The 24,139-nt window shown below is 59.5% G+C and carries 28 protein-coding genes; 15 read left to right on the forward strand and 13 right to left on the reverse strand.

All coding sequences use genetic code 11. The features are described 5' to 3' along the window. Positions 1 to 64 precede the first annotated feature (64 nt). Both cpeA and cpeB read right to left on the reverse strand, forming a co-directional pair. Positions 65 to 559 (reverse strand): class 1 C-phycoerythrin subunit alpha, encoded by a 495-nt coding sequence (gene cpeA / locus KBY65_RS10070; RefSeq protein WP_255001501.1) that lies wholly within the window; start codon positions 557 to 559, stop codon positions 65 to 67. A gap of 61 nt (positions 560 to 620) precedes the next feature. Continuing rightward, positions 621 to 1,181 (reverse strand): class 1 C-phycoerythrin subunit beta, encoded by a 561-nt coding sequence (gene cpeB / locus KBY65_RS10075; RefSeq protein ID WP_255001502.1) that lies wholly within the window; start codon positions 1,179 to 1,181, stop codon positions 621 to 623. A gap of 409 nt (positions 1,182 to 1,590) precedes the next feature. Between cpeB and KBY65_RS10080 the strand changes: the two genes are divergently transcribed. The 5 genes from KBY65_RS10080 (at position 1,591) to KBY65_RS10100 (ending at position 4,437) form a co-directional block, all read left to right on the forward strand. After that, complete coding sequence (locus KBY65_RS10080; protein ID WP_255001503.1) at positions 1,591 to 1,944, forward strand: hypothetical protein; 354 nt, start codon at positions 1,591 to 1,593, stop codon at positions 1,942 to 1,944. A 100-nt stretch (positions 1,945 to 2,044) separates the two neighbouring features. Then, positions 2,045 to 2,299 (forward strand): hypothetical protein, encoded by a 255-nt coding sequence (locus tag KBY65_RS10085; RefSeq protein ID WP_094560001.1) that lies wholly within the window; start codon positions 2,045 to 2,047, stop codon positions 2,297 to 2,299. A gap of 49 nt (positions 2,300 to 2,348) precedes the next feature. After that, positions 2,349 to 2,918 (forward strand): phycobiliprotein lyase, encoded by a 570-nt coding sequence (locus KBY65_RS10090; RefSeq protein ID WP_255001504.1) that lies wholly within the window; start codon positions 2,349 to 2,351, stop codon positions 2,916 to 2,918. A 26-nt stretch (positions 2,919 to 2,944) separates the two neighbouring features. Beyond that, positions 2,945 to 3,652: a 15,16-dihydrobiliverdin:ferredoxin oxidoreductase gene (locus KBY65_RS10095; protein WP_094560003.1), complete on the forward strand. Its 708-nt coding sequence runs from the start codon at positions 2,945 to 2,947 to the stop codon at positions 3,650 to 3,652. After that, the gene (locus KBY65_RS10100) at positions 3,649 to 4,437 is read left to right on the forward strand and encodes a phycoerythrobilin:ferredoxin oxidoreductase (protein ID WP_094560004.1); all 789 of its coding nucleotides are present in this window, start codon (positions 3,649 to 3,651) and stop codon (positions 4,435 to 4,437) included. The genes KBY65_RS10095 and KBY65_RS10100 overlap by 4 nt, the downstream gene beginning before the upstream one ends. Positions 4,438 to 4,448: 11 nt before the next feature. Here the strand turns inward: KBY65_RS10100 and hemH are convergent, their stop codons facing one another. Further along, the gene (hemH, locus tag KBY65_RS10105) at positions 4,449 to 5,624 is read right to left on the reverse strand and encodes a ferrochelatase (protein ID WP_255001505.1); all 1,176 of its coding nucleotides are present in this window, start codon (positions 5,622 to 5,624) and stop codon (positions 4,449 to 4,451) included. 239 nt (positions 5,625 to 5,863) lie between these two features. On the opposite strand from hemH, the gene KBY65_RS10110 reads away from it, so the two are divergent. Beyond that, entirely contained in the window at positions 5,864 to 6,694 is an 831-nt protein-coding gene (locus KBY65_RS10110) for a hypothetical protein (protein WP_255001506.1), read from the forward strand. Here KBY65_RS10110 and KBY65_RS10115 read toward each other — a convergent pair. Continuing rightward, complete coding sequence (locus KBY65_RS10115; RefSeq protein ID WP_143592861.1) at positions 6,673 to 7,590, reverse strand: NAD-dependent epimerase/dehydratase family protein; 918 nt, start codon at positions 7,588 to 7,590, stop codon at positions 6,673 to 6,675. The two genes, KBY65_RS10110 and KBY65_RS10115, sit on opposite strands and share 22 nt — an antisense overlap. A gap of 207 nt (positions 7,591 to 7,797) precedes the next feature. Here KBY65_RS10115 and KBY65_RS10120 point away from each other — a divergent pair, with 207 nt between their 5' ends. Further along, positions 7,798 to 7,965 carry a hypothetical protein gene (locus KBY65_RS10120; protein ID WP_158217044.1) on the forward strand — a complete coding sequence of 56 codons (168 nt, stop codon included), beginning with the start codon at positions 7,798 to 7,800 and terminating at the stop codon, positions 7,963 to 7,965. Positions 7,966 to 7,992: 27 nt separating this feature from the next. On the opposite strand, the gene KBY65_RS10125 is transcribed toward KBY65_RS10120, so the two are convergent. Continuing rightward, positions 7,993 to 8,706: a heme oxygenase (biliverdin-producing) gene (locus KBY65_RS10125; protein ID WP_255001507.1), complete on the reverse strand. Its 714-nt coding sequence runs from the start codon at positions 8,704 to 8,706 to the stop codon at positions 7,993 to 7,995. Between the two features lie 246 nt (positions 8,707 to 8,952). Between KBY65_RS10125 and KBY65_RS10130 the strand changes: the two genes are divergently transcribed. The 3 genes from KBY65_RS10130 to KBY65_RS10140 are packed head-to-tail and all read left to right on the forward strand — an operon-like array spanning position 8,953 to position 10,909. Further along, complete coding sequence (locus tag KBY65_RS10130; RefSeq protein ID WP_094560007.1) at positions 8,953 to 9,780, forward strand: HEAT repeat domain-containing protein; 828 nt, start codon at positions 8,953 to 8,955, stop codon at positions 9,778 to 9,780. A gap of 14 nt (positions 9,781 to 9,794) precedes the next feature. Then, positions 9,795 to 10,421, forward strand: a complete 627-nt coding sequence (locus KBY65_RS10135; RefSeq protein WP_254987904.1) for a HEAT repeat domain-containing protein — start codon at positions 9,795 to 9,797, stop codon at positions 10,419 to 10,421. Continuing rightward, positions 10,418 to 10,909, forward strand: a complete 492-nt coding sequence (locus KBY65_RS10140) for a low molecular weight protein-tyrosine-phosphatase (protein ID WP_094560009.1) — start codon at positions 10,418 to 10,420, stop codon at positions 10,907 to 10,909. The genes KBY65_RS10135 and KBY65_RS10140 overlap by 4 nt, the downstream gene beginning before the upstream one ends. On the opposite strand, the gene KBY65_RS10145 is transcribed toward KBY65_RS10140, so the two are convergent. Beyond that, a complete protein-coding gene (locus tag KBY65_RS10145; protein ID WP_255001509.1) occupies positions 10,906 to 12,492 on the reverse strand; it encodes a bifunctional pantoate--beta-alanine ligase/(d)CMP kinase in 1,587 nt (528 codons plus the stop codon). The genes KBY65_RS10140 and KBY65_RS10145 overlap by 4 nt on opposite strands. A gap of 48 nt (positions 12,493 to 12,540) precedes the next feature. Continuing rightward, on the reverse strand, positions 12,541 to 13,092 hold the full coding sequence (locus KBY65_RS10150; RefSeq protein WP_255001510.1) for a septal ring lytic transglycosylase RlpA family protein: 552 nt from the start codon (positions 13,090 to 13,092) through the stop codon (positions 12,541 to 12,543). A gap of 436 nt (positions 13,093 to 13,528) precedes the next feature. Here KBY65_RS10150 and purM point away from each other — a divergent pair, with 436 nt between their 5' ends. Further along, positions 13,529 to 14,569: a phosphoribosylformylglycinamidine cyclo-ligase gene (gene purM / locus KBY65_RS10155; protein ID WP_254987959.1), complete on the forward strand. Its 1,041-nt coding sequence runs from the start codon at positions 13,529 to 13,531 to the stop codon at positions 14,567 to 14,569. Positions 14,570 to 14,872: 303 nt separating this feature from the next. Then, positions 14,873 to 15,493: a hypothetical protein gene (locus tag KBY65_RS10160; protein ID WP_255001538.1), complete on the forward strand. Its 621-nt coding sequence runs from the start codon at positions 14,873 to 14,875 to the stop codon at positions 15,491 to 15,493. On the opposite strand, the gene KBY65_RS10165 is transcribed toward KBY65_RS10160, so the two are convergent. Next, the gene (locus KBY65_RS10165; RefSeq protein ID WP_255001512.1) at positions 15,490 to 16,473 is read right to left on the reverse strand and encodes an aldo/keto reductase; all 984 of its coding nucleotides are present in this window, start codon (positions 16,471 to 16,473) and stop codon (positions 15,490 to 15,492) included. The two genes, KBY65_RS10160 and KBY65_RS10165, sit on opposite strands and share 4 nt — an antisense overlap. A 45-nt stretch (positions 16,474 to 16,518) precedes the next feature. Between KBY65_RS10165 and KBY65_RS10170 the strand changes: the two genes are divergently transcribed. Together KBY65_RS10170 and KBY65_RS10175 are read left to right on the forward strand one after the other, a co-directional pair. Beyond that, complete coding sequence (locus KBY65_RS10170; protein ID WP_158217045.1) at positions 16,519 to 16,686, forward strand: hypothetical protein; 168 nt, start codon at positions 16,519 to 16,521, stop codon at positions 16,684 to 16,686. A 16-nt stretch (positions 16,687 to 16,702) separates the two neighbouring features. Next, the gene (locus KBY65_RS10175) at positions 16,703 to 17,224 is read left to right on the forward strand and encodes a hypothetical protein (protein ID WP_255001513.1); all 522 of its coding nucleotides are present in this window, start codon (positions 16,703 to 16,705) and stop codon (positions 17,222 to 17,224) included. Positions 17,225 to 17,554: 330 nt separating this feature from the next. On the opposite strand, the gene KBY65_RS10180 is transcribed toward KBY65_RS10175, so the two are convergent. Then, positions 17,555 to 17,686, reverse strand: a complete 132-nt coding sequence (locus KBY65_RS10180) for a hypothetical protein (protein WP_254987910.1) — start codon at positions 17,684 to 17,686, stop codon at positions 17,555 to 17,557. Positions 17,687 to 18,062: 376 nt separating this feature from the next. Between KBY65_RS10180 and KBY65_RS10185 the strand changes: the two genes are divergently transcribed. Next, positions 18,063 to 18,659 carry a hypothetical protein gene (locus KBY65_RS10185; protein WP_255001514.1) on the forward strand — a complete coding sequence of 199 codons (597 nt, stop codon included), beginning with the start codon at positions 18,063 to 18,065 and terminating at the stop codon, positions 18,657 to 18,659. On the opposite strand, the gene KBY65_RS10190 is transcribed toward KBY65_RS10185, so the two are convergent. The 4 genes from KBY65_RS10190 to KBY65_RS10205 are packed head-to-tail and all read right to left on the reverse strand — an operon-like array spanning position 18,566 to position 24,137. Further along, positions 18,566 to 19,471, reverse strand: a complete 906-nt coding sequence (locus tag KBY65_RS10190) for a hypothetical protein (protein ID WP_255001515.1) — start codon at positions 19,469 to 19,471, stop codon at positions 18,566 to 18,568. The genes KBY65_RS10185 and KBY65_RS10190 overlap by 94 nt on opposite strands. 1 nt (position 19,472) lies before the next feature. Next, entirely contained in the window at positions 19,473 to 20,429 is a 957-nt protein-coding gene (locus tag KBY65_RS10195; RefSeq protein WP_255001516.1) for a hypothetical protein, read from the reverse strand. Positions 20,430 to 20,454: 25 nt separating this feature from the next. Continuing rightward, positions 20,455 to 21,171 carry a M48 family metallopeptidase gene (locus tag KBY65_RS10200; protein ID WP_255001517.1) on the reverse strand — a complete coding sequence of 239 codons (717 nt, stop codon included), beginning with the start codon at positions 21,169 to 21,171 and terminating at the stop codon, positions 20,455 to 20,457. After that, entirely contained in the window at positions 21,168 to 24,137 is a 2,970-nt protein-coding gene (locus KBY65_RS10205) for a type I restriction endonuclease subunit R (protein ID WP_255001518.1), read from the reverse strand. Before KBY65_RS10205 ends, KBY65_RS10200 begins: the two co-directional genes overlap by 4 nt. Positions 24,138 to 24,139: the final 2 nt, after the last annotated feature.

The raw sequence follows: 24,139 nt of genomic DNA on the forward strand, positions 1-24,139 counted from the left end.
TTCTCACAAAAAAGGAGGCCCGAAGGCCTCCCTGGTTTGTCCTCAACAATTAATCAGAAACTGATCAGGAGAGGGCGTTGATGGCGTAATCAAGGTACGACTTCAACTCGTTGAGAGCCTGGGGGCTCATGTCACGAGGGGCGCAAGCCCGATCGCGGGTGAATGTGAGCGCTTCCACGTAAGCAGCGGTAGGCAGACGCAGGGTGCGGTACACCTCACGGGCTCCGGCAACGCCCCACTCATCGAGAGGGCCGGTGCCGCCCACAACCAGGCAGTAGTTGATCAGACGCAGATAGTGAGCGATGTCGCGGTAGCACTTGTCCACCTTGACCTGGTTCTCACCAGCTTCGCCGACTTGCTTGAGGTAGGGGTACTTGCTGAAGCAAGCGTCACCAGCCTCCTTGGTCACTTTGTCCAGACCGGCAGCCAGCTTTTCAGCAGCTTCAAGACGAGCAGTAGCTCGCTGAATGTTGCCCTGAACAGCTTCCAGGTCGTTCTGGGAGGGGAAGCGACCAGCGGCATCAGCGGCGGTCACAACAGTGGTCACAACAGACTTCATCGTGAAGATCCTCGTTTAATTGAGTTGGAGTGGTTTAAAAAAAGCAATCTCTTCGGATGAATCAGCTGAGGCCGCTGATCACACGGTCAAAGTAGGTAGCAGCTTCTGCCACTAGAGCGGAGCAGTCGCCCTGAGTGGTTTCCATCTTGCGGAAACGGGTTTCCACAGGGTTGGTGCCGCTGGTGTTTGTCTCGTTGATGTGAGCTGTGGAAGCAGCCTTCATGATGGCCACAGCGCGGGCGGCAGACTGAAGGGGAACGCCCAGAGCGATGTAGGTCTCCTTGAGGCCGTTCAGGCAGCGGTCGTCCAAAACCGAGGCATCGCCTGCCAGCAGCGCGTAGCTGACGTAGCGAAGCACAATTTCGCCGTCGCGTAGGCAGGCGGCCATGCGGCGGTTGGGATAGCAGTTGCCACCAGCCTGGATCAGGCCAGTGTTTTCGCAGATCATGCCGGTGACTGCATCTGAAACGATGCAGGAGGCATTACTGGTGATGGCGTTAACAGCGTCTAGACGCTTATTTCCCTCAGTAACATAGTTACGGAGAGCAGCGAGCTCACCGCCTCCAATTGGGGCAGTCTTCGAATCTGCGCTGACGACAGCGCGTGAAAAGGCGTCGAGCATGGGAAAGGGACCAGGGGTGCTTGTGCTCAGCCAGTTGACAGCCAGTGAAGATCGTTAGATCTGTTTAGGTCTGCATGGCTTAGCTGCCTCTCGGGGAAGGCGTAAGGGGAAACTACGGTCATCTCCCGCCTCAGGACCCCGATCAAAGCAATCATGCAAACTTTCGTCACCCATCGCGGTCGGACTTAAAAAGGCAACGCTGGCAAAGGGTTTTGGCAAGGGGAAGGGCGGACTCCCACCCAATTGCGCCACAAAGCGCCGGTAGATTTATCTTTTCTTCCATTTTCACCATGAATGCAGCCTTTTGCAGCTGCTCTTGCCCTGATGGATGGCCTGGTGGACCTCAGCGGGTATCAGGGCAAATCGGGGCTGCGGCTGCTACCGGCCGGAGGCGCTGGGGCCCCGAGTGATGCGACTCCAGGAGACCCTGTGGGAGGCCAGCGACCATCGCTGCGGCAAACGCCTGGCGGCGGTGTTGCCCACGCTTGTGGTGGCAATTGAAACCATGGTCACCTGGAGATTCGACCGGTTCTCAAGGCATTGCTGCTGCAGTGGAGCCCGGGTGCAGCGCATGTTGGGGCGCCGCCGGCTACAAAGAGCCCAGCCGCTGAAGCGGCTTTGCCAGCTTGATGCCGCTCTGCGCCTGTTCACCAACATCGTCCAAACATCGGCCAAGCGAATCCCATTTGAGGAGGCTGACCTTTGGAATGCCGGTGCCCACGACGCCGCCATGACGAACCACTCACCTCGGCCGCCCTGCTGAGGACGATCCGCCACAACCAAGCAGCCCTGGTGAACGGCGCAGCCGGTTTGGTGAATCGCAGCGGTCGACTGCGTATGCTGACCTTCGCGCTACGCAACCCATGTCCGACGGCACCACCGCTCGCGCCGACACGTCTGCACTCAACGCATCCGATCCGAGTCGGCAGGAGTTGCAGGAGTCGATTGATCAGCTGGCGGCCTACCGCGATCGACTGATCAAAGATGTGATCGGCATGGGGCAAAGACTGAAGCTCCCTCAGAAGCAAGTGGAATTCACCCTGGCTCAGCATCCCGAGCTGCAGAAGCTAGAAGCAATTCTGGCTCAACTTGAGTCCCAGAAGTCCGAGCAGGACTAACCCCTATCCCCCTCACACGCCCGTGGCACCCGTGGACCCAGCCCGAACGATGGACCAGTTCTTGGCGGCCAGTCGAGGGTCCTGGCTGACGCGACGGGCTGTGCACCACCTCGACCACCAAGATGATGAATTCGGCGATTCCAATCTTGTTATCGAGCCCTTCTCCGCTGGGGATCCAGCCGTCACACAGATATGCCTAGCTCTCAATATCAACCCTCACTTAGCAGCAGGAGGGGCTCGTTTCTGGTGGGAAAGCAATCTAAAGCCCCTAGCCAGAACAGAAGATCAAGCGGCAGTATTAATAGATATCCCTCTCGCAGCAGATCCCTCTCAGGGTTTCCTCGTCCGTGACAAGGGCTACGTGGAGAAGCAGCCCGTCCTCAGTCAATACACCTTTTCCACCGATGGCGTCATGACCGTTACCACGCGCTACGACAGCAATGTCGGCACGGAGCGCTGCTGGTTCGTCACGGATCAGGTGCGAATGCGGGTGAGCTCAGTGCAGTGTCTCGATGGTGTGTCGATGACCACCTACTGCACGGAGCTTCGTTGCCCCTCCGACGCAACTCTGCAGTCGCTTCGGGAAAGCGCCGATTCCATGGCCGCCGGTTTCCGTTAACCCACCCTGCTCCTGAGCGCTCCGAGATGTTTGACCCTTTTTTGCAAGAGCTCAATAGCAGGCTGGAAAGGTCTGGAGCGCAGCCCATTGCCCCACCCGATGGGCTAGCTGAATGTCGCTCCCCGAAGAGGCAGAGCGTGATCCAAAGCTGGCTCTGGCAGGTGCCTGGGTTCCGACGCTGGCGGGTGACCAGGATGGACGCGGGGGACAGCCTGCAAGTGTTGAATTCGGTGGCCTATCCCGAATACAACAACGATCAGCCCCTGATGGGAATCGATCTCCTTTGGTTCGGCACCCGCGGCAAGCTGGTCGCAGTGCTTGATTTTCAGCCACTACTGCAGGATCAAAATTATCTTGACACCTATTATCGAGGCCTAAAAGAACTTATTTCTCGCCACCCGGATCTTCACGGTGCTGAGGCCATGCGCTCATTTGATCCAAACCAATATTTCTCGCCATGGCTGCTGTTCTGCCGTGGAGGAGCTGAGGAGGCGCAGGAATCGTTGCCCAGAGCTTTCACTGCCTTTCTCGACTGCTACTGGCAGCTCAGCGCCGAAGCCGGCCAACGCACTTCCATTGTTACAGCAGAAAAGGTGAAAACCCTGCAGGAGGCATACGATGTCTATAGCGCCGAAAGAGATCCGGCTCACGGCCTGTTTAGCAGCCACTTCGGCAAGGCTTGGTCGGATCGCTTTCTGCACGAGTTCCTCTTCCCATCTAGCCCGCAGCAATGACAGCACCGCAAAGCTGCAGCCTTAACCAGGTCAGAATCCCCGGTTGGCGTTGGCAGCCCTTTCTTGATCATGCAGTCAAAATGCTTCAGGCATTGGAGCCAGCCGCCTACCCCGTGCCGGAGCAGTTTCTGCAAAAAACCGGATCCACCGGTTCGAAGGCACAGCCGGTAGTTGTGCAAACTGCAACCTGGGCCTGTCAAACCAACAAGCTTCGCCAGGTGAGGGCCGCTTGCGTGGAGGCGGGGCCAGCAGCGTCCGTGCTGAACCTAGTCATCAATCCCAACTGCCGCTTTGATCTGCCTTTCTTCGGAGCCGATTTGGTCACGCTGCCCTCAGGCCATCTGCTAGCCCTTGACCTGCAGCCGGTTGACCGCAGCGATTCCCTCCATACCCAACCTGTCTGGGATCGCTTGCTCCCAATTTTTAACAGCTGGAAACCTCACTTACCCGATGGCGGGCCCATTCCTGCTGAGGCAGAACCTTACTTTTCGCCTGCATTTCTCTGGACCCGTCTGCCTTTGGGCGTAGCCTCCGATGAGCTGATCAGCACCGTTATATTTCAAGCCTTTGCTGAGTATTTAAAGCTTTATTTACAGCTCGTGGATGAAGCGCCCCCCGTAGCAGACGATCGCTCAGCGATATTGCTCAATGGCCAAAGGCGCTACACCAGCTACCGGGCAGAGAAAGATCCAGCAAGGGGGATGCTCAGCCGCTTTCACGGTGCAGAGTGGACCGAGACATATATTCATGAGGTGTTGTTTGATCTGGACAGACACTATCCCTAGCAAAAAGGAGATCAAAGCAGACCTATGGCATGAAGAGGCCCACTTCCACTGATCAGCTCCACTAGAAAAGCGGAGAATCCGACCATAGCTAAGCGGCCATTCCACACTTCTGAGCTGTTGTTCCAGCCCCAAGCCCACTTGTCTTGGGGGTAGAGCTTCACAGTGCTGGGCAAAGCCGCCGCCTGGTCAAGATTCACTTCGGGTCCATCCAGGGCCTGCTGGACGAGTCGCGCAAGCCCCTGGATGAACGCAGGGTTGGTGTCAAGCGCCGGCACACGCCGAAAGTTGGTGATGCCCGATTCGAAAGCCAGCTTGCGATACTCGATGTCGACCTCTTCGAGGGTCTCGATGTGCTCGCTCACAAAACTGATCGGCACAACTACCAGATCCTTCACACCCTGCCGTCCTAGCTCCTCCAATGCCTCGTCGGTGTAGGGCTGGAGCCACTCCACAGGGCCCACCCGGCTCTGGTAAGCGAGGGTGAAAGAGTTGCTGTGGCCCAATGTGGCCTCCAACTTCTCAATGATCAACCGGGCGCAGGTTTCGATCTCCCCTTGGTAGGGATCGCCCGCTTCCTCCACGTAGCTTTTAGGAACACCGTGGGCACTGAAGAACACGTGGGCGGTATCTGGATCTGGGCAGGCCTGGATCTCGCGGGCGATCAGCCCGGCCATGGCGTCGATATAGCCCAGGTCATCGTGGTAGCTGCGGATGCATCGAATCGGCAACGCTGCGAAGACAGGATCAGCCTGACGAAGACGCTGAAGCTCCCTGAAACTGGAACCGCTGGTGCTAATCGAGAAATGGGGATAAAGAGGCAGCACCACCACCTCATCCACAGCGTCGGCTTTAATATCTGCCACCGCCGATTCGGTGAAGGGGTGCCAGTAGCGCATCGCCACGTAGCTGGTGGCCTCGATCCCAAGCAGACGCAGGGCACTCTGCAGCTCCCGCGCCTGCTGCTCAGTGATTCGCCGCAGTGGCGAGCCCCCGCCGATAGAGCGATAAGCCTCCTGCGACTTTCTCGCCCGCAGACTGCTGATCAGCCAAGCCAGAGGTTTCTGCAGAGCTGGGTTGGGTAGCCGGATGATCTCGGGGTCCGAGAACAGGTTGTAGAGAAAAGGGCCGACATCCTGGATGCGCTCCGGACCCCCGAGGTTCAGCAGGAGAACACCTACCTTGGACATGGCTTGGCGATCATGAGGCAGCACATCACCATAGGCCAACAAACGCTTGCAGCTGCACTCGCTCGATTGATTAAGAAATATTTAGGGTCGGCCTTGGCAGCGAAGTGGATTAAGGCACACCCCAGCCCCAAGGATCTTTCGCCAGCGGATAATGGCCTGAGAGCCCCATAAACTTTTCGCCTCGGACCTCTGATCACGAAACAACGATTCTGGAAAACCCGACTACCAAACTAAAGACAATGGAAGATTTAGACATCCACGCCAAAGCCGCAGCTGATCGCCAATGGAACCTCATGCGCGCCAGCTTTGATGGCGACTGGCAAGGAACAACCACCTGGTACGGCCGCAACAGCGACGGCATGAATATGAAGCAGGGCACCGTCAACCCGGAGGCCTCGCATTACGCCATCCGCTTCTCGGATGCGCATACGGGTGAATGGCATGGAACAGGCCTTCGATTCGCACCGGGTGGAGAACGCCGCTTCCCCCTATATCGGCACAACTACAACCTCAGCCACAACTGCTGGCATTTTCCGCAGACTGCAGGTCAGTCGAGCCTGCAAATGGCAGGCAGCTGCACGCGTGCTGGGCATGAAGTGAACTTCTTCAGCGGCCGCAGTCGTTCGATGCTGGTTGCGCTTTACCAGCAACAACCGGATGGAGAGATGCTGCTGGACTCAATCGCCGCCACACCCTTCCGCTGCCAACGCACTAGTCCTGACCCGGAACGCGCTCAGTTTCAATCGTTGGAGGCGGTATTCGAGACCGTCTTTGGCTGGCAAGGAGTGGAATCAGTGATCAGACCCGGATTCAGTTCTAGAATTGCGATTTCAAAACAGCGGTTGGCGCCATTCTGTAGCGAATGGTTTATTAAGAATGAAGCAAATGGGCTATTTGAAGATAATTTAATCTGCAGCCTTCCTGAGAGTTTGCCAAAGCAATCATTTGACCTCCACTTCGGCTGCGTACTAGATCGTCAAAGCTTTGTGCATCTGACAATGGAGTTCGATGCCAATTACAATCTACTGGCCTGGATAGAACGTCGCTATCAGCCCACCATGCATGGATGAGAAAGGCTGAAGCCAAGCTGCTTAAGCTTCTCATTACTCACCCGCGCATTAAGGATTCGATCGCTGGTGTCTCTGGTCAACCACTTTGCCAGTGGCAGGCCAGCGCGCTCGCACAACCGATCTGTGAGCTCCTGACCGTTGTACTGGGTGTCATTGACCAGGTTATATGTGTCATTCAGGCCTTGGTCAAAGGCGAATTTGATACCTCGAACGATGTCATCGCGGTGAATCCAGCACGGCACATTCAAGCCATTACGCTGCACTAAGCTGCCAGCTGCACTAAGCAACATGCCCGGAATATCGCGTCCAGGCCCATATATGCCACCGAGGCGCAACACGCAGACCTTGATCGATTCGGTGCGGACCGACGCAATCATCTGCTCTGCCCTCACGAGCACGGAGTTCACTGGATGATTTGAATCAGTTGGATCGCTCTCACGTGTGAGCGCTCCCTGCCGGTTGCCATACACGCCACAGCTGCTCAGGTGAACAAGTTGCAGTGGCGAGCTGACAGGCCGACGGCTAAGCGTTTCGATCAGCCGTTGCAGGCCGCCAAGAAAGGTCTGCTCGTATTGGTTCAGCTCAACACTGGAACTCTTTGACGGAGCGAAGGACACCAAGATGCCGTCGAGATCTGCCGCGAAGTCCAGGCTGCTGGAGGGATCCGTTGAATCAAAAACCAACGGATTCTCGACTAGGTCAGCCAGCTCTGCCAAGCGTTCACGCCGGGTTGTGGTGCCCCAGAGTGCATGCCCTTCCTGCTTCCAGGATTTGGCAACCGCTTCGCCTACGTAGCCACAACCCAGGATTGCGCGACGCTCGCCCGAGGGCAGGATCGGGCGCTCTTGGAGAGACAGCAACTGATAAAGCGAGGCCAGATCAGGGGTAGAAGTCATCCCGCGAAGCCAAATCGTGAAGTTTTGCAACCCTAGGCCTGCCGGATGGGGGGTTGCGTTGTCATCGCTACGGATGACGCTCCCTGAGCCCTACTCGGTTCCTATGGCAACCTGAGCTGTCGCCGTAAGCCCATGCCCGTCTATTGCGTTGAAGTGCCTGGGCTACCGCCACTTTCCGTCACTTGCGCCGGCTGCAGCGGAGATGCTTTGCAACTGGCACTGCGGGAGCAGGGACTGGACAACTTCCGTGTGGAGCGGCGCAGCAAGGATGGTCGCCAGTGGTGGTTTCAGGCCAACTTCAAGCCAGGCACCATCGACCCGGCCACCACTGGAGGCCTCACCCGGCTGGTGAGCGTTGATTTAATCGAGGACTGATGGGTCCGGTCCAACCGCCGCCAAGCCTCAGGCCGCCGCCACTTCCGTGCTGCCAGCGCGCTGACGGCGGGTGAGGAAGCCGAACAACACCTTGCCGATGGCGGCGATCAGGTTGCCCTCCAGCTCCTGGAACATCGTCATGTTGAGGTGGAAGGCGTGGTTCGCCTCCTCGACAATGCGATCGGCCATGACCTGGTCGATCGGCAGGGCATCCAGGGTGGCGCGGTAGTTGGTCTTGAAGGCCTTCTCGTCGGGGATCGCGACGAATTCGTAGAAGCGCAGGCCGTCGTGTTCACCCAGGTTCATCGCCTTCTGGGCGATGTTCTTGAGGATCTGGCCGCCGGAGAGATCGCCGATGTAGCGGGTGTAGTGGTGGCCCACCAGCAGCTCCGGACACTCCCGCGCCACCTGGTGCAGGCGCTCGACGTACTGCTGGGCTCCAGGGGTGGGCTTGACTGCGCTGCGCCAATCCGGGCCGAAATAGAAGGCCAGATCCTGCTCAAGGCTCTCGCGACGGTTGAGCTCGACAAAAGCCACCGGACCCACCACCGGGTGGTCCTTGAGCTTGCCGAACTCCTCCTCCATCGCTGAATACACGAAATAGAGGTCGGCCACCAAGGTGCGGTAGCTGGCTTTGTCCACCACCCCCTTGAGGAAGCAGCTCACGAAGCCGGTGTTCTCCGCCATCGTGTGGGCTTTTTTGGTGCCTTCACGCAGTTGGGAGGCGAGCGCAACAGCCATAGGTGCCAGTCTGAGGAACAGGTCTATGGGCAGCAACTTAGAGGGGGCGCCCTGGATTGGTTTGCCCCTTTGCGAAGAGTTCACGACCTTAGTAATTGGCCCGCCATGAGCATTAGTACTGCGGCTAGCTCTCACTCATTCAGAGCCAGCCCTCAGCGGACCTGCCGGAATCATGCCCAAGCTGAAATTTGGAACCAGCCCTGGGCTGGCAACATCACTAGGTGTCCGCGTCACGCAACAGCACCCATGGCCGAAGCCGACGCCAGGCCCCCCCAAGCAGGCGAACCCATCAGTGAGCAGGAAGCCCTGCGCCGGCTCCGCCAGAGCGAAGACTCCTCCCAGCAGTACTACGGAGCCTGGTGGCTAGGCCGGATGCGCAGCCAGCACCCGGAGGCGGTGCCCCTGTTGCAACAAGCCCTACGCCAGCGCCGGCCCAGGGATAGCGGGGCCGGCGTTGAGGAGAACGCAGTAGCCCGCAATGCCGCCCGCGCCCTCGGCAAACTGGCTCCAGCAGCGCAAGCGGCCATCCCCGACCTACTCGACACCCTGCAGGATGCCGACGACAAATTGCGAGAAGCAGCAGCCCGGGCCCTAGGCGAACTCGCTGCGAGCGAGGCCATTGAGGCTCTCTGCCAGAGGCTAGCCAGCGGCCCCACCGTGGCCGGCGCCCAGCAGGCCAACAGCACCCGTCTAGTGGAACCCTGTGAAGCCCTCCTGAAAGCCCTGGGCGACATCGGTGTCAACGAGCCGCGGGTGCTGGCCGTGGTGAAACCCTTTCTTGCCCACGAGCGCCCCGTGATCCGCAGCGCTGCGGCGCGCACCCTGCTGCAATTGAGCGGTGAGGCGTGCTGGGGGGAACTGCTTGTGGACCTACTTGACCATCCCCAGCTGCCGGTGCGTCGTGCAGCCCTGATGGATCTAGGCACCGCCGGCTGGCGGCCCGGATTCAAAGCCATTGCCGCCACCCGGGCAGAGAACAGTCTGAAATTGATGGCCCTGCGGGGGCTGGTGGAACAGGGCAATGGCGACCCCGGCGACGAAGCCCTGCTGGCCTGCATGGACCTTTTGCTATGAGCCAGGTTTCACCGGTGGCAGCCCGAATTGCAGCCCTGCAACAGGCCGGCAGCGCCCTGGCCCTACTGCAAGCCACCCAGGAACTGGCCAGCTGCGCCGATGCCAGCGCAGCCCCAGTCCTGGTGGAGGTGTTGGGCTTCAACAACCCCGGCGCGGCAGTAGCCGCCGTGAACGGGCTGATCAGCCTGGGGACAGCAGCCGTGGAGGCCCTGTTGCAGCTCGACCCTGACAACTACGGAGCCCGGGCCTGGGCAGTGCGCGCCCTCGCCGGCATCGGCGATGTGCGCGGGCTAGAGCTGCTGCTAGATGCCCTCGGCAGCGATGTGGCCGCCAGTGTGCGCCGAGCCGCGGCCAAAGGTCTGGGCCAGCTGCAGCTGGGCGCCCTGGCTGAAGCAGAGCAGCACCAGGTGCGCCAGCGCTGCCTGGCGGCCCTGCTGGCCGCCACGGCCGATGGTGAATGGGTCGTGCGCTACGCGGTGGCCGTAGGACTGGAGTCCCTCGCCGAGGGGCTTTCCCCAGACGCCACAGAGTTGCAGCAGGCCCGCAATGGGTTGGTCACACTCAGCGAAGCAACCGAAGACACCCCCCCGGTGGTTCAGCGGCGCGCGAAGTTGGCACTGTCGCGCCTGGAGCCCCAATGAAGCGAGTGCTGTTCGTCTGCCTGGGGAACATCTGCCGCTCCCCCGCCGCTGAGGGGGTGTTCCTACACCAACTAACCCAGGCGGGAGCAGCAGACCGCTTCCTAGTGGATTCAGCCGGAACGGGGGGCTGGCATGTGGGCAAGGCCGCTGATCCACGCATGCGCGCAGCCGCCAGCCAGCGCGGAATAGCCCTCACCAGCCGGGCCCGCCAGCTGGAGCTCAGCGACCTGGACCGCTTTGATCACATCCTCACCATGGATGCCGCCAACCTTGCCCACGTGCAGGCCCTGGCACGGGAAGGCCGCTCCTGCGCTGCAGCGGGCGCTCACGGGCAGCAGGCCCGCATCGAGCCCCTGGTGGGCTACTGCAGCCGCTTTGACGCCCACGAGGTGCCCGACCCCTATTACGGCGGCGAAGAGGGGTTTGAGCAGGTGCTCGATCTGCTGGAGGATGCCTGCACTGGATTGCTGCAGGCCCTAGACCGCTAAGCCGCCGGCGTTGGCCAGGCCTCTTCCGGCACCCGCTCCCGGAAACGATCCACCAGGGCCTGGATCACCGCCTCGATGGCCATGCCGTCGGTCACCAGCTCCACCGCATCGTCGGCCTGCCGCAGCGGGGCCACCTCCCGGCTGGAATCGAGGTGGTCGCGCTCGGCGATCTGGGCTTCGAGCTCGGCCAGGGGAGGCACCGCAAAGCCCCGCTGCTCCAGATCCAGGGCACGACGACGGGCTCGCTCGGCCACCGTGGCCGTCAGAAAGACCTTGAGTTCCGCATCGGGGAACACGGCCGTACCGATGTCCCGGCCCTCGGCCACCAGCCCCCCCTGGCGCCCCATCGCCTGCTGCTGGGCGGTGAGCGCCTGGCGCACGCAACCATGGGCCGCCACCACCGATACCTGAGCAGTGACCTCCGGGCTGCGAATGGCCGCGGTGACGTCGTGGCCGTTGATGCTCACCTGCTGCTCGCCACCGGAGCCGGAGCGCAGCTGCAGATTGAGATCCACCAGCAGCGGCTCGACTGCGGCCGCATCAGCCGGGTCGGCGCCCTGGTGCTGCACCCACCAGGTGAGAGCCCGGTACATCGCGCCTGTATCGAGGTAGATCAACCCCAGCCGCTTGGCGAATGCCCGGGTGACGGTGCTCTTGCCCGCCCCCGCCGGTCCATCAATGGCAACGATCGGCTGGCGAGACATCAGAAACACGTGATCGATCAGGCGGCTGGGGCCGCAGTGCACCGCCGCGGCCAGCAGAGACAGGCCCTGCACCTGCGGCGACGGCTCCAGGCTATGGGCAGCCACCAGTTCCACATAATCCACCAGCAGCCCCGCCGCCTCGAGCTGGCGAGACAAGCGGGCCGTCACGTCCCCGGCCTGACAACGGCCGGCCGCCACCTCGTCGGCGAACGCGGCCAAAGCTGCCGGCAGGGCCGCGGCCTGCTGACGCTGGGGGGGAGAGAGGCGACGGTTGCGGGAGCTGCAGGCCAGACCGTCGGCCTCGCGCACGGTGGCGCAGCCCTGAATCCGCAGCGATAGGCCCAGATCCGCCACCACCCGGCGCAGGATCACCAGCTGCTGCCAGTCCTTCTCGCCAAGCCACAACCGGTCGGGTCGCACCAGGGTCAGCAGGCGCACCACCACGGTGGCCACCCCCTCAAAATGCTCCGGACGGCTGCGGCCACACAACACCTGGCGCAGGGCCAGCGGCGGGCTGATCCGGGTCAATCCAGCCTCTCCCTGGGGATAAATCTCGGCCACGCTCGGGGCAAATAACGCCGTGGCGCCTGCGGCAGCGGCCAACGCGATGTCGGTACTGAGGTCGCGCGGGTAGGCGTCGAGATCTTCGCCGGGGCCGAACTGAAGCGGATTGACAAACACGCTCACCAGCACGGGGGAGATAGCACCACCCCAAGGCTCCGCCGCCCGCCGGATCAGCTGCTGGTGCCCCGCATGCAGAGCCCCCATCGTGGGAACAAACTGCACCGAACCGGCCTGCTCGTGCCGCCAGGCGCGCAAATCGTCTCGGGTGTGGAGCAACTGCACGGGAAGACAGCGGGCCGGCAACACAAAGCCCATCCGCCAGATTGGCGGATGGGCTGGAGGAGAGCTGCCGAGCAGCTCAGATCACTGGAGCACTTCCAGTCGCACTGGAGCAAGTCCACTGGAGACCAGACCCACTTCCTGGGCAGCGCCATGGCCCAGGTCGATCACCCGATTGCCCACAAAAGGCCCTCGATCGTTGATGCGCACCACCGTGTTGCGCCCGTTGTTGAGGTTGGTGACCCGAACCCGGGTGCCGAAGGGCAAGGTGCGATGGGCCGCGGTGAGGGTGCCAGGGCGATAGGTTTCGCCGTTGGCGGTGCGGTTGCCAAAGAAGCCAGGGCCATACCAGCTGGCGGTGCCCTGGCTCACCTGCACAACCCGGGGTGCTGGCTTCGGGGCCGGAGCAATAGGGGTGGAGGGAGCCTGCTTGATCAGTGTCTCCGGAGGGACGGATTCGCTGTCGGCCTCACGAATGGCGACGTCATTGCTGGGTCCTTGGATCTCTGAGCTCGGCGTAGCCACGGCAACGGCATCGTTGGTGGTGGCTGCGCGGCTGGATTCGGCGATGGCGGGAACCAAGGCACTACCAGAGAGAAGCAGGGCAAGGGCCCCAAGGGAGAAAGTGCGACGCATAACAAACGAAACCCGCTGCAGGAGCAGCAATCACCAGCCGAAAACAAATGCTTTACGGCCAATCGGTGATTCGTCAGCGTTGGATTTGATCTCAAACTGAATGGAGTTGAGATGCAAATTCGCGTTCGGAGTTCCTATCGGGAATTGACTACGACGCAAAGCTAACGGCCGTCGCTGGCGGTTTCGGTCAAAAACGACACCCCAAGAACCGATCAGAATTTGTCATCAAATCCCCCAGCGCAGGCCCTAACAGGGCTGAGCCACCGCCAGCAAGCCACCCCGGCATCAGCGACCCAAATGACAGACATCAGCGCAGCTAATCGCCGCATGTGCCAATCTGTCAATCGTCCATCAGCTGGGCGTGGTCGGTCGCCCGCTGACGGCGGACGGCTGGCGTTGGAGGATCAGGTGGCAGCACCTGATGGACTTCGACGGGATGGACTACCGCACTGCCGGCGTGGACGTGGTCGCAGGCCGGGCGTTTGTGGATCGGATCCGCGCCAGCGTGGAAGCCACCCACCGCCCAGAAGTGGTGGGTGGTCTTGGCGGGTTCGGTGGCTTCTGCCGACTGCCGGCAGGCCTGCGGGAGCCCCTGCTGGTGGCGGGCACCGACGGGGTCGGCACCAAGCTCGAACTGGCCCAGGCCCACGGCCGTCACCACGACGTGGGCATCGACCTGGTGGCGATGTGCGTCAACGACGTGATCACCAGTGGGGCAGAACCCCTGTTCTTCCTCGACTACATCGCCACCGGCAAACTCAGCCCTGAGGCCATGGCCGAGGTGGTGCAAGGCATCGCCGAGGGCTGCCGGCAAAGCGGCTGCGCACTCCTGGGCGGGGAAACCGCAGAGATGCCCGGTTTCTATGGCCCAGGCCGCTACGACCTGGCGGGCTTCTGCGTGGCCGTGGTGGAGGCCAGCGCAGTGATCGATGGCCGCGCCGTGGTTGCCGGCGACCGCATCGTGGCGGTGGCGAGCAGTGGTGTGCACAGCAATGGATTCAGCCTGGTGCGTCGGATCCTCGACACCCAGGCGGTGGACGAACGCACCCCGTTGCCAGGTAGCGATCAGCCCCTGATTCAAGCCCTGCTCACCCCCACCCGCCTCTACGGAGCCCTGGTGAAAGCCCTCCTGACCAACGGCCTGCCGATCCACGGCATGGCCCACATCACCGGGGGCGGCCTGCCGGAAAACCTGCCCCGCTGCCTCCCGGCTGGCGTGCATGGCGTGATCGACCCCAACAGCTGGCAGCGCCCCCCCCTGTTCAGCTGGCTGCAGGAGGCCGGCGAGGTGCCGGAGGCGGATCTCTGGAACACCTTCAATCTGGGGGTGGGCTTCTGCCTGGTGCTGCCTGCCTCCGCCGTATCCGAGGCCCTCGCCGTCTGCCAGCAAGCCGGCTACACCGCCTGGGAACTGGGTGAGGTGGCCAGCGGCAGTGCTGGCGCCCAACCCCTGGCGGGCTTGCCTTACGGAGATTGAGCGGCGCCCAAGCCGCTGCTGGCAAATTGCTTCACGTTGGAGGCCAAGGGCCGGCCAGGTCAACGCTGCTGCCTAGGGTGCTGACCTCGAACCGTCACCATCCCTGATATGCAGGTTGGTGGCCGAGCAGAACGAAGACAAATCAGGAGAGGCGTCATGACGCAATCAGTAGGTTCACCACTTGGTTCACCGCTTGGTTCACCGCTTGGTTCACCAGGTTCACCACAACGCCTAACCGGACAACGTTTAACCGGATCTGGCCCTGCCGGCCCGGGAGTTTCAAGCGGGCTAGGCCAGGGATCCCTGGGCTCCGGCCAGCGCCTCACCCGCCGCCGCAGTTCCGCCGGCCCCGTTCCCCCAAGCCGCCCCCTGCGACCGCGCGATCCAGTGCCGGCCCCCCAGCGGGGAGGCATACGGCCCACCTTCCTCACCCTGCGGGATCACGGCAAGGTGTACGTGGCCGACCTGCCTCGGCTCTCCGACGGCCAGCTGGCCCACGTGGCCAAAGAGACGCGTGAGGTGCTCGAAAGCCTCGGTCGCCGGTTGGAGGAGCTCGATGCCCAGCCGTTCCTCTCCCAGGCCGAGCAAGACACCCGCATCCGGGCCTCCACCAAGCGGGACGTGACCGAGCGCTTCATTCGCTCGATTGAGGACGAACTGCAGCTCCGGCGTAACAACCCGGCCCTGCGGGCCGCTGCCGGGGAGTCCCTGGCCCGGGCATTTCTTGAGCTGGCCCGCCACCGGCTGCCCGGCGCCACCTTCGACTCCCTGCTGCAGGAGGCGCTCGCCGCCTGTGGACCGGAAGCGGCTGCGGCCGAAGCCGAAGCCCACGGCGACCCAGGCGCCAATCCTGTGGTGCCGCTGGTGCGCCCCCAGGCGATGCCCGTGGTGCTCACCCTCGATCCAACCGCCCAAGCCGGCTAAGCGCTCTGGAAGGGGTTGGCTGGCATGCCGACCTCCAGCCCCAGGGCCAGGTCGTCGAGGCGTTCACGCTCCTCGGCAGACAGTGACCAAGTGAGCGCAGCTGCCGCATCGTCCACCTGGTCGGGGCGGCGCAGGCCGGGGATCGGCATGGCGCCGTGGGCCCGACACCAGTTGAGGGCCACGGCAGACAAGCTGGCAGCATGGCTGGCGGCGATTCGGCCCATTTCTGCCTGGAGCTCCACCAGGGCCGGGCCGAGACGGCGAAACAGGGCGCCCCGGGGGCCAATCGGCCAGCTCTGGGCCTGCAGCGGCCGGGCCAACAACCCCAAGGCCAGGGGGCTATAGGCGATCAGGCGGATGCCCAGCTCGCGGCACAGCTCGGCCACGCCGCCGGGCCGGATCGGATCAGGGGCCAGCAACGACAGCTGCACCTGCAGGCTGCTCAGCGCCACGCCCCGCTCGGCGAGCCGGCGGTGCACAGCCCGCAGCCGCAGCGGACCCATGTTGGACACCCCCAGGGCTCCCGCCTCACCCTGCTCCACCAGATCGGCCAAGCCCTCGAGCAGGGGGGCCTCCTGCCAGGGCGCATAGCGGGCGGTGCTCCAGTGGAGCTGCACCAGGTCGATGCGACCGCCAAGGCGCTGCTTCGAGGCGGCGAAACCCCGCTGGTAGCCGCGCCGCCCGAGCCGCCAGGGGAAGGGGGCCAACTTGGTGGCCAGGCACAACCTGTCCCGCTGCTGGGGAGGCAGGGCGGCGCTGAAGCGGCCCAACAAAGCCTCGCTGCGACCGTTGAAACGGCCAGTGCCGTAGGAGTCGGCGGTGTCGAACACCTGCAGACCGCAGGCCACGGCCCGCTGGAATGTGGCCTCCAGAACGGGATCCTGGCTGGGGTCGTATCCCCAGAGCAACTGGTTCCCCCAGGCCCAGGTGCCCACACCAATCCCGGGCGCCGAGCCCTCCGCTCCGCCAACATCAGCCAACGGATGCGCCATGGTGGACTGCCGTGCCTGCGGTGCTGCCCCACGATGCCTGATGTCCCCAACCCTGGCACCACCAACCCAGGCGCCACCGACAACCGGGCCCCGGCCACAAGCGATCCAGCACCCGAGCCCATTCTTTGCCAACACTGCGGGCGCACCGCCAGCAACGGCATCAGCTGCCAGGGCAGCTGCGTGGCTGACTCGGGCTACTGAGCCACCCCCTGGGCTGATGCCTCTCCTGCTGCCGATTCACCGCCTGCCGGCCCGCCTGGCCGTGGTGCTGGTCCTGAGCCTGGACGGCGCCGTGCAGGCGGAAGGGTTCGGGCGCTGGGACACCAAACTGCGCGATTGCTCCCTGCTCCAAGGGCGGATGGAGTTGCCCCTGCAGGCCCAACAGCAAACCTGCCAACGGCTGCGGCTCGAGCAAAACATGGAGGGTCTGCTGAGCGTGCGGCTGATCCAACCGTCGGCCCACCAGCGCTTCGGCAGCCAGACCCTGGTCTTCGGTGGTGTGCTGGCCGAAGGGCAGCAGACGATGCGCTGCAACACCAATGGCGAATGCCAACCCCGCTGGCCGATCCGCCTGGAGGTGGCCACCGTGGCCAGCAGCCTGGCCGATGACCAAGGGGTAGCACCGACCCTGCCGACGGCCCAACTGGCCCGGGGGAGCTGCCTGCTGGAGCGCCGCGCCCTGCAGTGTCAGGCCCGCGACCACAACGGCCACTTCTGGGAGGCCAAGGCCCGGCACTGATCCGTCGGACGGGGTGTGCGCGCATGAACACCCTGCACGACAACGACCGTTTCTAAGCAGAAATACTCAGTATCTTTATCTTGTCGTGATGAGCGACGGGAGACCTGTCCCTGGCGGAGTCGAACACGCTAGGGATTTTTTTGTGACTAATTCTTGCGCCTGCTCACGTCAGACCCGCTGTCCTGACTTGGATTCACACGGTGGAGGAGTTCGACCCTTCATCGCTTGAGGAAGCGGGCGGAAGGTTGGTTCCCGTCGCCGCCGCCCTGCTCCTCCCTCTTGCCTAGAACCTCATTCCAATCGGCACTGGGGCGGTGTTCGCCGGGTCTCCTACTTCCTGCTGCCTTCCAGATCCGTGTCGGATCCGTTCTGGTGGCCGTTCAGGTGCTTCTCGCAAGCGTTGACGGTTGTGCCGATCAGCAGGGTCGCAGCGGTGAGAGCAAGGAGCAGCAGGCGCTTCATCGGTTCTGGGGGAGTGCCCTCAGGATATGGGCGGTTGTGCTGGGGTGCCTGGAGTGTTGCAGGGCGCTCACCGATCAAGCCAGCAAAAAATGACCAGCTCTCGCGGTCAATAAAGAGGCGGCACCCAGATTCGAACTGGGCGAACTAAATTCAAAGGCAATTGCCCCAAGCAATATGCCTTGCATCAGATACTTAATTACAAGTGCCTCACACAGGTTTTAGGGCGGAGTACTGGTTTTACCATTTTCTTGCCAACGGTTCTTGCCAACAAACTCCGATAAGATTCGTGGAGCGAGTTAAAGGGCGTCTGTTGGCAAGAAAGGAGGATCCAACAGGCGGGTCGACCACGACTTCGCCACAGACGGGAAGCACAACGGTGCGCGTCCTAGATGTGCTCGGCAGCAGATCGGGGGTGCCGTCGAACCTCGTGATCGAAATACGCCAGCAGGGAAAGCAGGGAGTCAAGAAACCACGCTGGCAAGCACGATGGATCTTGCCGAAAAGTTTGTTGCCGCCACTCCGCCCTGGAGAGAAAAGACACCAGCACACCAGGAGGAGCACTGGGTTAGATGCGACGCCCGAGAACATCAGGGACGCCTGCAAGATTGCAAAAGAGTTGTACGAGGAAGAACTGCGACTAACAGCACAGAACCCAACTGGTCAAGCAACCAGAAAGAAAGTACTACTGGAGGTTTACTGGGAAAAATACATTCTGGATCTTGAAGATAAAGTCAGGAGCGGCAGGAAGCGCGTTAAGAATCCCAAGAAGTATCTGAACGACAAGAAAACACTGTGGCGGAAGAAGGACGGGACGGGAGTTGGAGATCAGGAATTTGCCAAGAAGGACATCCGTGAAATAGGCACTCGGGACGGCGATCGCTACCAAGAGATGCTGCGGGATAAAGGATTCAGTGCCAAGCACATCGCAAACCACAAAACGCTCTTAGTAGCACTTGTTGAGTTAGCGGTTTGACTACAACCTCTATGGTTGCATCTTAGGTGGTATCTATCAAGTAGTGGCATATTGTCTGGACCACTTTTTTCTCTGAGTTCCATCGCCGTTAAATGAACTGGACAGAGCACATCTACATCTGTATCTCCTAAGTGCTCCTTCATGCGATTATCAATCCGTTTCTGTTCTCTTTCGGTGCTTGCAATTATTGTCAATGTCTTATTGTCTACTTTTAATTCTTCAATATCTGTTCTATTGATCAGTTCAATATCCGATGGTCTGAATGAAATTGTTTTGCATTTAGTTCCTGCGTAATATCCAATGCATTGCCAGAAGAAATCGCTGAATGTTGGGTTTTCAACTGTCTTGTGTTGCAACCTCATTGATCTTGCACATTGAGGGCACTTCTTCTCTAGTGTGATAAGACCTGTGTGATAGAGAAGTTTGTTCTCATTCCCTCTCTCTAGTATTGACTTTGCGAAGTTGTCTGGATTTTGTTCATATTGGTTTCTGATGCACTGCCCTTGCGCCTCTTGATATTTTTCGTATTTCTGGTTTTTCTCGTTGTTTAGGTCCTGAATTATTTGTTCGTCTGTTTTGTTCCCGCTTCTCCTGAATGAATCTTCTCTTTCCTGGATTTCTTTGTCTATTTCGGAGATTTCCTCTGCTGTTACATTGACTGTTCGTTTTGCTTGCGAATATGTCCTGCTTAATTCGGGAAATATCTCCCGTAATTCGCTTTTGATTGTCTCAACCGTGTTCCTAATGATCTTAGGCGCTACCTTGATGGCGAATGCAGCGACCCCTGTGAATATGAAGTCAAAGAATTCCATGTCAGTCTTCTCCCATTTTTCGTAGTTCTATCATTACTTCTTCTTCCTCTGTGCTTCGTATTCGGATTCTTGACCATATTATCCTTCCTAGTGCTAGGCATGTAACTGCGTGCATCCTGATCATTTCCTCGCTGCTTTGATCGTATTTCTCAACCGCAACCCGAGTACTGTTGAATAGGTGAAGCATTTGGTAAATATCGGGTTCTCCAGTGCCGCCCGATGCATAAAACTTTTCTTCCTGTGCAAACCATGTTAACTGGACTAGACCTAGTTCCCTCCTGATGTAAGACCCTCTTTTTTGTTTCTGAAATCTTGCGGCGAGTACTTCGTGAATCTCTTCATCTTCAACCTCTCTAAAACTTCTGATCTCATCTCTTATCTTATTGTGCAGTCTTTGTATCGGACTCTGGTTCGCGCCCTCCCTCAAAATTAATTCGTTGAATGCTTTGTCACTCGTAATTGAAGCGATTATTTCATGTGCTTGCAAGTGCGCGGTGGCATCGCTTTTTGTCTTGTTTCCCTCTATTTCCTTGTTGCCTAGTCCTGATTGGTTTTCTTCACCTTTAATTACGGGGTTCTCTTTGTGCTCCAGTAGTCCATCTAGTTTTTCTTCTATTCTTAGTAGTTGATTGAAAAGTAAATAGTTATCTGTTGTTGGCAGGAAACCCCAGTCCCCTTCTGCCACGCCTTCGTCGCTAATATTTGAGTCTGTCTTGCCTTCTTCGTTTTCTGCTGTCAGGTTCTTGTCTGATATGTCAAACCGTTTTGCTATCTCTTTGAATATCTTCGTCAGGTTCTCATAATTCTTTCTGTTCTTTTCCCATGTCCATCTTCTTTTCACTCCATTCCATGCTCTCCCATCAATCTCTCTCGCTAGGTGCCTGTCGTTGTAGTGAATGCCGACAAGGAAATGCGTTGCGTCCTCTTCAACGATGATCGGTCCCGACAAGTCGCTCATTGCTTTCATTGTTGCTTTTAATGCTTTATGTCTGTGTAATTAAGTCTTTGCTATGAGTCCTTAACCACTGCCTGTGCTCATTATAGTTCGTATCGTGCCTGCCCACCAACTGCCAGAAGTCCTTGGAGTGATTCGGATGGATCAGGTGGCACAACTCATGGATCACCACATAATCCACGATGCTGTGCGGTGCCTTGATGATGTTCCAGTTGAAGACCACCTGACCACGCTTGTCGCACGACCCCCAGCGAGACCTGAAGTTCCGAACCGATAACCCTGTAGGCGATACCCCGATCTGCTGGGCGTAGCGGTTGGTCTTCTCCTGCAGGCGTTCCAGGGCAGAGGTCCGATACCAGGACTGGAGGTACTGCTGGATTCGTGCCTCCCGCTGCTCACCATGCTCACTCGGTCGGATGGTCGCCTTCAGGTAACCCCCTGACAGGTACACGCCCACCTGATGCCCTTCCTGAACCTTGAGGCGATAGTGCCTTCCCAGATAGGGGAATGACTCACCGCTCACCAGTTCCTTGCTGCGGTGTGGTGGAACCCGCTTCAGTTCAGCGACCTTGCCACGGATCCAGGGTCGTTTTTGCTTGAGGATCGCTGCCACCCGCTCATCCTCCAGGTGCTCAGGGATCCGAACCTGCAGGTCACTGCCGACGATGTGGAGTGCAGCGGTCCGTCTGATGGAGCGGACCACCTCCACCCGCAGACCCAGGACCTCTTCTGGGATGGCAGTCATCGGAAGTGCCTCTTGCCCAGTTCCATGAACCGCTCAGTCACTGCATCCACCAAGTCCTTGTCGCCAAAGGGTTGATCCAGGATTGACCGCTTGATCTGCCGCTTGATGCGGGCGACCTCATCCCACTTGTCAAAGAACCCGATGATCTGGGTTGCCTCCTGGAACTCGCCCACCAGTTCCTTGGTCAGGTCCAGCACCCGCTGATGGGTCTCCTCGTCCAACGCATCCACCTCAGTGGTTGAGGTGACTGCCTTCATCAGGGACCTGTAGAAGGCACCTTCGGTTTCGCTCAGACCCAGATCCTCGTTCTGCTGGGACTTCTCACGCTCCATCCCGTCACGGAACAGCAGGAGTTGCTGGACCAGTTCCTCCCACTTGTTCTGGTACTTCTGGATGATCTCCTCCAAACGGAGCGACAGGGACTGGTAGTACTCGGGGTCATCGTCCAACTTGACCTTGAGGTGTGCCTTGATGGCGTGTTCCACCTCGGATGCCTTCGCCCTGTCATTGGTCTGGGCGGCAAGCACCTGCTCAAACTCCACATCAAAGAGTTTGGTGGGGGGCACCCGTGGATCCACTCCTGTAGCACGGACATTCTCTTCAATGAGGGCACGGACTTTCTCACCACATCCCACAAGGTTGAGTTGCTCATCCCGATAGCGGTTACGGCATCCAATCACGACCTTGCCCAGTGCCTTCAGATCAGGCAGGAATGGATTTGCAGACGGATCGGGTAGGACGATCTCCACCTGCTTGGCAAAGGTCCGAAAGTCCGCCTCAAACTGCTGGCGCTTGAGTTCGTCCTGCATTGCCTCAATGCAGGAATCAATGTCCTGGAGGTCCAGACCCTTGAGATGTTGCTTGACCCTGGTGTGCGCTGATTGAAGTTTCGGGATCTCGTCCTTCAGGTTCTTGAGGGCACCTTGGACATCGGTTGAGGAGAACACCTGAAGTGCTTCTGCCAGGTAGTCGGTCAGTCCGTAGTAATCAACGATGTACCCGCAGTGCTTGTTTGCCTTGGTGCGATTCACCCGTGCGATTGCCTGCAGCAGGGTGTGGTCGGTGAGTTTGCGGTCCAGGTACATCACCTGACAGATGGGTGCATCAAACCCCGTCAAGAGCATGTCTTTGACGATCAACAGAGAAAGAGGGTGTTCGTGAATTGGTTTTTTGAAGTTTTCAATCGCCTTCTTGTGATCCGCTGGATTGGTCCATTTCGCCAGATGAGGTGGGTCGTTGTGGTCGCCTGAGATCACCACTGCTGACTCTGGTGCTCCTGGGATGGCATCCAGTTTTTGCTTGTAGAGGACTGCGACCTCTCTACTTCCTGTCACCAGAATTCCCTTGAAACCATTTGGCAGGATTGTGGTGCGGTAGTGCTGAACCAAATCCAGTCCGACCCACTCAACTCGCTGAGGTGCTTCCAGTACTGCCTTCTCGGTGCCGTACTTTTTCTTTATCGCTGTTTTTTCTTCTGGGGTCTTGTCCTGGAAGTAGCGATCAAACAGGGCATCCAGCGAATCACCCGTGACCTTGGTCGTTGCTTCTCTGCCCTCGTAGAGAATCTGACAGGTGGCACCATCAGCAACCGCTTGCTCAATCGTGTAGGTGTCTATGTACCCACCGAACTCTTGGGTGGTCTTCTCGCTGGTGATCAGGGGAGTGCCCGTGAAGGCGATCTTGGGGGCATTTGGCAGAGCGGTATTGATGGCAGAACCCAAGGTCCCGTACTGGGTGCGGTGTGCCTCATCCGCCAGCACGATGATCCGATCTGAGTCGTTGAGGCAGGTAAACCCGAAGTCACCCTCTTGCAGTTTCTGGATCGTGGCGGTGACCAGATCAGAAGCATCCCTGGCGAGTAGTTCCTTGAGGTGACTGACCGAAGAGGCATTGAGAACGGACTCCCCTTGAGCGTTGCGGAAGGTGGCAGTCAGTTGCCCGTCCAGTTGGGTGCGATCAGTCAGGAAGACCAGTTTGTAGTCCCGTAGCAGTGGGTCTCTTCGGATCTTCTGGGTGAGGAAGACCATGGTGAGTGACTTGCCTGAACCCTGGGTGTGCCAGATGACCCCGCCTTTGCTCTTGCGATCTCCAGGTGCTCTGAGGCGTTCAATGGTTTTCTGAACTGCCCTGAACTGCTGGTAACGGGCGATTTTCTTGATCGTGCGACCGCTTTCGGTTTCGTAGAGCGTGAAGTTCTGAATGATGTCCAGGAAGTTCTGCGGTTTCAGCAGTCCCTGGATCAGGAGTTGCTGTGCGTTGGCAGGGGACCCCAGTTCCTTGGCATCGGTGGGGTATGGGTCCTTCCATTCCAGGTAGTACTCAACAGGTGAGGAGATTGTCCCAACCCGTGCTCCATCCCGATGGGTGGAGATCATGACCTGGTTGTAGTGGAAGAGTTTTTCGCACCCCTCTGTGTCGCTTGGATTTCTGAGGTTGGCGTACCGACGCAGTTGGTTGATCCCCTCTGCCATCGGATCGGTCACGAAGGGCGACTTGCACTCAATGACCCCCAGCGGCAACCCATTCACGAATAGCAGGATGTCGGGAATGATGTTCTGAGATGGTCCCTGGATCTTGAACTGATCAACGCAGAGGAACTCGTTGTTCTCCAGGTTGTCAAAGTCAATCAGTTTGAGGGTCTGACCACGACGACCACTACCAAGGTCCTGATCCACGCTGAAGTACTGGGTGAGGCGTTCCCAGAACCACTGGTTTGCCTCCATCAAAGTGGAGGTCTGAATCAGGGTGACTTCACGGACTACCTTGCGAAGGTTGTCTTCGCTGATCCATGGGTTGATGCGTTGAATTGCCTGCTCAAGGTTTGGTGTGATCACCACATCCTTGAGCGATGAGCGGTGATTTGACTTCTCAGGGACGAGGGTTGTTCCATCCAGGTGAGACCACCCCAGACCCTTGAGTTGTTCAAGGGCAGGTGCCTCTACCAGTTTCCGCTCGTCGCCTTCCATGG

The organism is Cyanobium sp. Alchichica 3B3-8F6 (genome assembly GCF_024346435.1).
Taxonomy (GTDB): domain Bacteria; phylum Cyanobacteriota; class Cyanobacteriia; order PCC-6307; family Cyanobiaceae; genus Cyanobium_A.